The sequence below is a fragment of the Micromonospora sp. USAFONa4 genome (genome assembly GCF_057197825.1).
This window is the reverse complement of sequence record NZ_CM170072.1, coordinates 4763873-4774247: the sequence shown is the minus strand read 5'-3', so window position 1 is coordinate 4774247 and position 10375 is coordinate 4763873. Positions and strand designations below refer to the sequence as shown.

Here is a 10375-nt window from a genome sequence, read left to right as displayed (position 1 = left end):
CGCACTGTCATGAGATCCCCAGCTCGCTGTCGATGAGAGCGAAGACCTCGTCGTCGGTCGCGGATTCGATGTCGTTGCCGGTGGACGCCGCCGCCTCGCCGCCCAGCTTCGAGAGCACGTCGCGCAGCCGCAGCGTCAGCCGGGTGCGGGACTGCTCGTCGACGTCCGACAGGACCGCCTCGAGGCGGTCGAGTTCGGCGAACGCGGCCAGCACCGCGTTGGTGTCGCCCGCCTCGCCGGAGAGTTCGGCCCGCAGGTACGCGGCGAGGGCCTTCGACGTGGGGTGGTCGAACACCAGCGTCGCGGGCAGTCGCAGCCCGGTCGCCGCGTTCACCCGGTTGCGCAGCTCGACCGCGGTGAGCGAGTCGAAGCCGAGCTCGTTGAACGGCCGGTCGGCGGCGACCGCGCCCGGGTCCGGGTAGGCCAGCACCCCCGCCACCTGGGTACGCACCAGGTCGAGCAGGATCGCCTCGGCCTCCTCGGCGTCCCGGCCGGCGAGCCGCTGCCGCAGCGCGTCGGCCGCTCCCGCCTCGGCGCCGGCCGTCCGCCGGGCGGGCACCCGGACCAGCCCGCTCAGCACCGGTGGCACCATGCCCGCGACGGCGCGTTCCCGCAGGGCCCGGTGGTCGAGCTTGATGGGCGCCACCATGCCCCCGGTGTGCAGCGCCGCGTCGAAGAGCTCCAGCGCCTCCTCGACTCCGAGCGCGCCGACGCCGGAGCGCGACATGCGCCGCAGGTCGGCCTCGGTCAGCTGCTCCGCCATGCCCGCCTGCTCCCAGCGGCCCCAGGCCAGCGACACGGCCGGCAGGCCGTTCGCCCGCCGGTGCTGGGCGAGCGCGTCCAGGTAGGCGTTGCCGGCGGCGTAGTTGCCCTGGCCGGGCCCGCCGAGCACCCCGGAGGCCGACGAGAACAGCACGAACGCGGTCAGGTCCCCGGTCAGCTCGTGCAGGTTCGTCGCGGCGTCGACCTTGGGCCGCAGCACCCGGTCGACCCGCTCGGGGGTGAGCGAGGAGATGACGGCGTCGTCGACGACGCCGGCCGTGTGCACCACGCCGCGCACCGGGTGCGCCGCCAGCAGCGCGGCGAGGGCGGCCCGGTCGGCGACGTCGCACGCGGCGACGGTGACCTCGGCCCCGAGGGCGACGAGTTCGTCGCGCAGCTCGGCCGCGCCCTCGGCCGCGGGGCCGCTGCGGCTGGCCAGCACCAGCTCGCGTACGCCGTGCCGGGTGACCAGGTGCCGGGCGACGAGCCGGCCGAGCGCGCCGGTGGCGCCGGTGACCAGGACGGTCCCCTCGAACGCGGTCGCGGCGGCCTCGTCGGTGGCGCCGGCCCGCGCCAGGCGGGGCACCAGGACGTCGGCGCCGCGGACGGCGAGCTGCGGCTCGTCGGAGCCGAGCGCGGCCGGCAGGCCGGTCCCGGCGGCCCGGTCGTCGTCGACGTCGACCAGGACGAACCGGTCGCCGTGTTCGGACTGCGCGGAGCGGACCAGGCCCCAGGCCGCCGCCCCGGCGAGGTCGGTGACGTCGCCGTCGGGACGGGTGGCCACCGCGCCGCCGGTCAGAACGGCGAGGCGGGCGGCGGCGAACCGCTCGTCGGCGAGCCACTGTTGCGCCAGGGCGAGGACCTGGTGGGTGGCCGCGCGGGCCCGCGCGTCCTCCGCGACGCCCCGGTCCGGGGCGCACCGCGCCACCACCACCTCGGGCACCGCGGCGCCGGCGTCGACGGCGGCGGCGAGGGCCGCCAGATCCGGGTACGCGGGCGCGTCGAGGCCGTCGATCCGCTCCCCGAGCACCGCGAGGGTGCGCGGCCGGGGCGACCCGGTCAGCGGCGTCCAGTCCAGGCGCAGCAGCGACTCGTGCCGGTCGCGGCGCAGCGCCGCCAGCTGTTCGGGCGACACCGGGCGTACCGCCAGCGCCTCGACGGAGGCCACCGGGGCGCCGGTCGCGTCGGCCAGGGTGATGGCCGCCGTGCCGTCGCCCGGCACGATCCGGGCCCGCAGCCGGTCGGCGCCCGCCGCGTGCACGGTGAATCCACGCCACGAGAACGGCAGCACCGGGTCGCCGTCGCCGGTCGACGCCACCGCGTGCAGGACGGCGTCCAGCAGCGCCGGGTGCAGGCCGAAGCGGCCGGCGTCGTCGTGGGCCTGCTCGGGCAGGGTGAGCTCCGCGAACACCTCGTCGCCGCGCCGCCACGCCGCGGTCAGGCCCTGGAAGACCGGGCCGTAGCGCAGGCCGCGCGCGAACAGGTCGTCGTACGCCGTGGCGACGTCGACCGGCTCGGCGTCCGGCGGCCAGGCCCGCAGGTCGGCGCCGGCGGCCCCGGCCGGGGTCAGCCGGCCCACCGCGTGGGTGGTCCATCCGTCCCCGTCCTCGGTCCGCGAGTGGACGCCCACCTCCCGGCCGCCGTCCGGCGCCGGTTCGCCCACCGTCACGCGCACCTGGACGCCGCCGGAGTCCGGCAGCACCAGCGGCGCCTCCAACGTCAGCTCCTCGACGCGCGGGCAGCCGACCTCGCGGCCGGTGTGGGCCGCCAGCTCGACCAGCGCCGCGCCGGGCAGCAGCACCAGGTCCGCCACCGCGTGGTCGGCCAGCCACGGGTGGGTGGTCAGCGCGAGGCGGCCGGTGAAGACCGCGCCGCCGTCCGGCAGTTCGACCGCCGCGCCCAGCAGCGGGTGGTTCGCCCGTGTCTGGCCCAGCCCGCTCGCGTCGCCGGTGCCGGCGCCCGCCCGGGGCCAGTACGGCTGGTGCTGGAACGCGGACGTGGGCAGTTCGACGGTCCGCCCCGGCACCACCGAGGGCCAGTCGACGGGCGCGCCGCGCACCGCGAGCCGGGCGAGCGCGGTGGCGACGGTCTCCGGCTCGGCGCGGCCCTTGCGGCACGCCGGGATCCACTCGCCGTCGGCCACGTTGCGCCCGAGCGCGGTCAGCACCGCGTCGGGGCCGATCTCCAGGAAGGTGGTGGCCCCGGACGCGGCCAGCGTGGCGACGGCGTCGGCGTACCGGACCGGTTCGCGCACCTGCCGCACCCAGTGCTCGGCGTCCAGCGTGGTCGGTCCGCCCGTGACCGTCGAGACCAGCGCGACGGCCGGCTCCCGGCAGTCCACCTGGGCCACGACCGCGCGGTACTCGTCGAGCATGGGGTCCATCAGCGGCGAGTGGAACGCGTGCGACACGGTGAGCCGCCGCGCCCTGCGGCCCTGCCCCGACAGCTTCTCGGCCACGGCAAGGGTGGCGGTCTCGTCGCCGGAGAGCACCACCGACTCCGGCCCGTTCACGGCCGCGATCGCCACGTCGCCCGAGAGCAACGGCGCGACCTGCTCCTCCGTCGCCCGTACGGCCACCATCGCGCCGCCGGTCGGCAGCGCCTGCATCAACCGGCCCCGCGCCGCGACGACCTTCGCGGCGTCGGCCAGTGACCAGACCCCCGCCACGTGCGCCGCCGCCAGCTCACCGATCGAGTGCCCCGCCACGAAGTCCGGCCGCACCCCCCACGACTCGAACAACCGGAACAGCGCCACCTCCACCGCGAACAACGCCGGCTGCGCCCACCCCGTCTGATGCACCTCCTCGGAACCCAACACCTCCCGCAACGGCCGCTCAAGATGCCCGTCCAGTTCCCCGCACACCTCGTCGAACGCCGCCGCGAACGCCGGGAAGGCCATCAGCTCCGCCGTCATGCCGACGCGCTGCGCCCCCTGCCCGGTGAAGACCATGGCGAGCTTCCCGCCGTCGGCCGTGCCGGTCACCACCTCGTCGCCGAGCAGCACCGCGCGGTGCGCGAACCCGGCCCGCCCGGTGGCGAGGGTGTACGCGACGTCGACGGGGCGCAGCGTCGGGTCGGCGGCCACGTGGGCGCGCAGCCGGGGGATCTGCTCCCGCAGCCCCTCCTCGGTCCGCGCGGAGAGCAGCCACGGCGTGAACGGCACGGCCGGCTCGTCGACCGGCGGCGCCGGGTCGGCCTGCTCCAGTACGACGTGGGCGTTGGTGCCGCTGATGCCGAACGACGACACGGCGGCCCGTAGCGGGCGGTCGGCGGCGGTGAGCGGGACGGGCTCCGAGGCGACGCGTACCGCGCCGGCGGACCAGTCCACGTGCGGCGAGGGCTCGTCCACGTGCAGGGTCTGCGGGAGCACGCCGTGGCGCAGCGCCAGCACCATCTTCATGATGCCGGCGACCCCGGCGGCGGCCTGCGTGTGACCGAGGTTCGACTTGACCGAACCGAGCAGCACGGGCGTGGCCCGGTCCTGCCCGTACGTGGCGAGGACGGCCTGCGCCTCGATCGGGTCGCCCAGCGTGGTGCCGGTGCCGTGCGCCTCGACCACGTCGACCTCGGACGGCGACAGCCGCGCGTCGGCCAGGGCGGCGCGGATCACCCGCTGCTGCGACGGCCCGTTGGGTGCGGTGAGCCCGTTGGAGGCGCCGTCGGAGTTGACGGCCGAGCCACGCACCACCGCCAGTACGGGGTGCCCGTTCCGCCGGGCGTCGGCGAGCCGCTCGACCACCAGCACGCCGACGCCCTCGGAGAGCGACGTGCCGTCGGCCGCGCCCGCGAACGACTTGCACCGCCCGTCGGGGGCGAGGTTGCGCTGCCGGGAGAACTCCAGGAAGGTGCCCGGCGTCGACATCACCGACACGCCACCGGCGAGCGCGAGGGAGCACTCCCCGTTGCGCAGCGCGGAGATGGCGAGGTGCAGGGCGACCAGCGACGACGAGCAGGCGGTGTCGACGGTCATCGTCGGGCCCTCCAGCCCGAGCGTGTACGAGATCCGGCCGGAGATGACGCCGCCGGAGTTGCCTGTGGAGAGGAACCCGTCGACCGACTCGGCGGAGGCGCTCAGCACGGTGCCGTAGTCGTTGTACATGACGCCCGCGTACACCCCGGTCCGGCTGCCGCGCAGCCTGGTCGGGTCGATGCCGGCCCGCTCCAGCGCCTCCCACGAGGTCTCCAGCAGCAGCCGCTGCTGCGGGTCCATCGCCAGCGCCTCGCGCGGGGAGATGCCGAAGAAGCCGGGGTCGAAGTGGGCCGCGTCGTGGAGGAAGCCGCCCCGGTCGACGTAGCTGGTGCCCGGCGTGTCCGGGTCGGGGTCGAAGAGCGCGTCGAGGTTCCATCCCCGGTTGCCGGGGAACGGCCCGATCGCGTCGCCGCCGCCGACCAGCAGCCGCCACAGGTCCTCGGGCGTACGCACGTCGCCGGGGAAGCGGCAGGCCATGCCGACGATCGCGACCGGCTCGTGGTCGTGCCGGGTCACGGCGACGTCCGCCGTCGCGGTCCGCCCGCCGGCCAACTGCGAGACCAGGTAACCGGCCAGCGCCTCCGGCGTCGGGTAGTCGAACACCAGGGTCGCCGGCAGCCGCAGCCCGGTCGCCGCGCCGAGCTGGTTGCGCAGGTCGAGCGCGGTGAGCGAGTCGAAGCCCAGCTCCTTGAAGGGGCGTCCGGCCGGCAGCTTGTCCGCCCGGGCGTAGCCGAGGACGGACGCGATCCGGGTGAGCACCACCTCCAGCACGACCTCGGTCCAGCGCTCGCCGGGCACCTCGGCCAGCCGTTGGGCGAGGGAGGAGCCGCCCACCGCCCGGCGGGCCGGGGCGCGGACCAGGCCGCGCAGCAGCGCCGGCGGTTCCCGGTCGTCGCGGCCGAACGCGGCGAGGTCCACCGGCACCGGCGCGAGCAGCGCGTCGGCCGACCGGACGGCGGCGTCGAACAGTGCCAGGCCGTCCTTGCTGGACAGCTCGCTCATGCCGCTGCGCGCCATCCGGCCCAGCTGCGCGCCGCCCACGTCTGCGGTCATCTCGCTGCGCTCGGCCCACAGCCCCCAGGCGAGCGAGTGGGCGGGCAGTCCCGCGGCCCGGCGCCGCGCCGCGAGCGCGTCGAGCAACGCGTTCGCGGCGGCGTAGGCGCCCTGGCCGGGGCTGCCGAAGATGCCGGCGGCCGAGGAGAACAGCACGAAGGCGGTGACGTCCCCGGCCAGCTCGTGCAGGTGCCAGGCGGCGTCCACCTTGGGTCGCAGCACCGCGGCCAGCTGGTCGGGGGTGAGCGTGGCGATGGTGGCGTCGCCCATGACGCCCGCCGTGTGCACGACGCCGGTGACCGGGTGGTCCGCCAGCAGCGCCGCGACCTGGTCGCGGTCGGCGACGTCGCACGCCAGCACCGTCACGGTCGCGCCCAGCTCGGCGAGTTCGTCGCGCAGTTCCGCCGCGCCGGCGGCGGCGAGGCCGCGGCGGCTGGTCAGCACGAGGTCGCGTACGCCGTGCCCGGTGACCAGGTGGCGGGCGACCAGCCCGCCCAGGGTGCCGGTGCCGCCGGTGACGAGCACCCGGCTGTCCGGCCCGAACACCGCCGGCCCGGCGACGTCCTGCTCGGGCACCCGGGCCAGGCGGGGCGCGCGCACCACGCCGTCGCGGACGGTGAGCACCGGCTCGCCCGTCGCCAGCGCCGCCGCCACCAGTTCGTCGGCGGTGTCGTCGGCCTCCAGCAGGACGATCCGCTCCGGGTTCTCCGCCTGCGCGGAGCGGACCAGGCCGTGCACCGCCGCGCCGGCGAGGTCGTCCGGGCGGGTCACCACGACGAGCCGGGTCTCGGCCTGGCGGGGGTCGGCGAGCCACTGCTGGATCGTGGTCAGCGCGTACGCCGTGAGGTCGGGCACCGCGGCGATGCCCGGCGCGGCGGAGAAGCACGGCAGGAAGAGCGTGTCTGCGGCCACGTCGGCCAGCGCCACCGGCGGCGCGCCGAAGACCGCCGTGTCGCCCAGCGTCTGCCACGTGCCGCGCTCGCCCCGGCCGGCGGGCAGCGGCACGTGCTCCAGCCGGAACAGCGACTCGACGAAGCCGCTGCGTCCCTTGAGCGCCTGCGGGGCCACCGTGCGTACGGTGAGCGCCGCCACGGAGGCGACCGGGGCGCCCGTGTGGTCCGCGAGGAGCAGGGCCGCGCTGTCCGCCCCCGTCCTGGTGAGCCGGACGCGCAGGCTCGTCGCGCCGGCCCCGTGCAGCGTCACGCCGTTCCACGAGAACGGCAGCTTCGCCGCCCCGTCCCCGACGTCCGCGGCGAGCGCGTGCAGGGCGACGTCGAACAGCGCCGGGTGCAGGCCGAACCCGTCGACGTCGACGCCCTGCGGCAGGGCCACCTCGGCGTACGTCTCGTCGCCGCGCCGCCACGCGGCCCGCAGGCCCTGGAACACCGGGCCGTACCGCAGGCCGAGCCCGGCGAGCCGGTCGTACAGGTCGCCGAGGTCGACGGCCAGCGCGTCGGCGGGCGGCCACTCGGTGAGCTGCTCCCCCGCTGCCGTGGCGGCGGCGAGGACACCTGTGGCGTGCCGGGTCCACATGCCGATCCTCGCCTCGGTGTCGGTCTGCCCGTAGACGCCGAGCGCGCGGCGGCCGTGCTCGTCCGGTGCCTCCACGGTGAGCCGCAGGGCCACCCCGCCGTGCGCCGGTACGACGAGCGGGGCGGTGATGACGAGTTCCTCGACGGCCGGGCAGCCGACCTCGTCGCCGGCGCGGACGGCCAGCTCGACGAGCGCCGTGCCGGGCAGCAGGACGGTGTCCAGGACGGCGTGGTCGGCCAGCCACGGGTGCGTCTCCAGGCTGATCCGGCCGGCGAGCACGACGAGGTCCCGCTCCGGGACGGTGAGCGCGGCGCCGAGCAGCGGGTGGCCGACGACGTCGATGCCGAGGCCGCGGGCGTCCACCGCGGACGCCGCCGCGAGCTGCCAGTACCGCTGGTGCTGGAACGCGTACGTCGGCAGCGGGGCCGGGACGCCGCGGGTGTGCGGGGACCAGTCGACGGCGACCCCGCGCACGTACGCCTCGGCCAGGGAGAGCAGGAAGCGCGACAGGCCGCCCTCGTCACGCCGCAGCGAGCCGACGAGCGCGGCCGGGGCGTCGGCGCGGTCCAGGATCTCGCGTACCCCCATGCCGAGCACGGGGTGAGGGCTGATCTCCACGAGGACGTCGTGCCCGTCGGCGAGCAGGCGGTCGATGGCATCCTCGAACCGGACCGTGCCGCGCAGGTTCGCGTACCAGTACCCGGCGTCGAGGGTGGCGGTGTCGACGACCTCGCCGGTGAGCGTGGAGTACAGCGGCACGTCGGCGCTTCGCGGCCGGACGTCGGCGAGGACGTGCAGCAGCTCGTCCCGGATGGCCTCGACCTGCGCGGAGTGCGAGGCGTAGTCCACGGGGATCATCCGCATCCGCACGCCGTCGGCCTCGCACGCGGCCAGCAGCTCGGCGAGGGCGCCGGGCTCGCCGGAGACGACGGTGGCGGCGGGACCGTTGACCGCCGCGACGGAGATCCGCTCGCCCCACCGGGCGAGCAGCGCCTCCACGTCCGCCCGGGGCGCCGCCACCGAGGCCATGCCGCCGCGACCGGCCAGGCCGGCGGCGATCGCCCGGCTGCGCAGCGCGACCACGCGGGCGCCGTCGTCGAGGGTGAGCGCGCCGGCGACGACGGCGGCGGCGATCTCGCCCTGCGAGTGCCCCACCACGGCGGCGGGCCGCACGCCGTACGAGCGCCACAGCGCCGCGAGCGACACCATGACGGCGAAGAGCACGGGCTGCACCACGTCCACCCGCTCCAGCGACGGCGCGCCGGGCACGCCCCGGACGACGTCCAGCAGCGACCAGTCGGTGAACGCGTCGACGGCCCGCGCGCACTCGTCCATCCGGTCCGCGAACACCTCGGCGGTGTCCATCAGCTCGACGGCCATGCCCGCCCACTGCGAGCCCTGGCCGGGGAACATGAAGACGACCCGGGGCTCGTCGCCCAGCGCGGCGCCGGTGGCGACGGTCGGCGCGGGTTCGTCCGCCGCGACGGCGGCCAGCCCGGCCCGCAGCTCGGCGGGGTCCGTGCCGACCACGACCGCCCGGTGCTCGAACCGGGCGCGCCCCGCCAGGGCGGCGGCGACGTCGGCCGGGGCGGCGGGGTCCCGGTCGAGGTGGGCCGCCAGCCGGGCCGCCTGGTCGCGGCGGGCCTCGGGCGTACGGCCCGACAGCACCCAGGGCACCGGCCCGGCCGCCGCCTCGGCGGGCGGCGCGGTCTCCTGCGCGGGCGGCTCCTCGATGATCACGTGGGCGTTGGTGCCGCTCACGCCGAACGACGAGACGCCGGCGCGGGACGGCTCGGCGCCCCGGGGCCAGGCGACGGCCTCGGTCAGCAGGTCGACCGAGCCCTCGGTCCAGTCGACCTGGTCGCTGGGGGCGTCCACGTGCAGCGTCTTCGGCAGCAGCCGGTGCCGCATGGCGAGCACCATCTTGATGATGCCGCCGACGCCGGCCGCGGCCTGGGTGTGACCGATGTTGGACTTGACCGAGCCGAGCCACAGCGGCCGGTCCCGGTCCTGACCGTAGGTGGCGAGGATGGCCTGTGCCTCGATCGGGTCGCCGAGGGTGGTGCCGGTGCCGTGCGCCTCGACCACGTCGATCTGGTTGGCCGACAGCCGCGCGTTGGCCAGCGCCGCCTGGATGACCCGCTGCTGCGCCGGCCCGTTCGGGGCGGTCAGGCCGTTGGAGGCGCCGTCCTGGTTGACCGCCGTCCCGCGGACGACGGCGAGCACCTGGTGCCCGTTGCGTCGGGCGTCGGTGAGCCGCTCCACGATCAGCATGCCGACGCCCTCGGCGAAGCCGGTGCCGTCGGCGGCGGCGGCGAAGGACTTGCACCGGCCGTCCGGCGACAGCCCGCGCTGCTTGGAGAACGCGACGTAGGTCTCCGGGGTCGCCATCACGGTGACCCCGCCGGCCAGCGCGAGCGAGCACTCGCCGTTGCGCAGGGCCTGCACGGCCAGGTGCAGGGCCACAAGCGACGACGAGCACGCGGTGTCGACGGTGACGGCCGGCCCCTCCAGGCCGAAGGTGTACGCCACCCGGCCGGAGGCGATCGCGCCGGTGGCGTTGTTCTCCGCGTAGTCGTGGTACATCATCCCGGCGAAGACGCCCGTGTCGCTGCCGCGCAGCCCGGTCGGGTCGATGCCGGCGTTCTCGAGGGCCTCCCACGACGTCTCCAGCAGCAGCCGCTGCTGCGGGTCCATCGTCAACGCCTCACGCGGGCTGATCCCGAAGAACTCCGGGTCGAACTGGGCCGCGTCGTGCAGGAAGCCGCCCTCGCGCGTGTACGAGCGCCCCGGCGTGCCGGGCGTGGGGTCGTAGAGCTCCGCGACGTTCCAGCCGCGGTCGGTGGGGAAGCCGGTGATGCCGTCCCCGCCTGCGGCGACGAGGTCCCACAGGTCGTCGGGGGTCCGTACCCCGCCGGGGTAGCGGCAGGCCATGCCGACGATGGCGATCGGCTCGCGCAGCGTCGAGTTGAGCTTGCGGTTCTGCTCCCGCAGCCACTCGTTCTCCTTGAGCGAGGCCCGCAGCGCGGTGACGAGCTTCTCCTCCGAGTTGGCCAT

At 76.4% G+C, this 10375-nt stretch carries 1 protein-coding gene; it reads right to left on the bottom strand.

Features of this window, described 5'->3' with window-relative positions:
* Window positions 1-7 precede the first annotated feature (7 nt).
* Window positions 8-10375, bottom strand: coding sequence for an SDR family NAD(P)-dependent oxidoreductase (locus AC0OO9_RS21095; RefSeq protein ID WP_484511803.1), 10368 nt, complete (start codon window positions 10373-10375; stop codon window positions 8-10).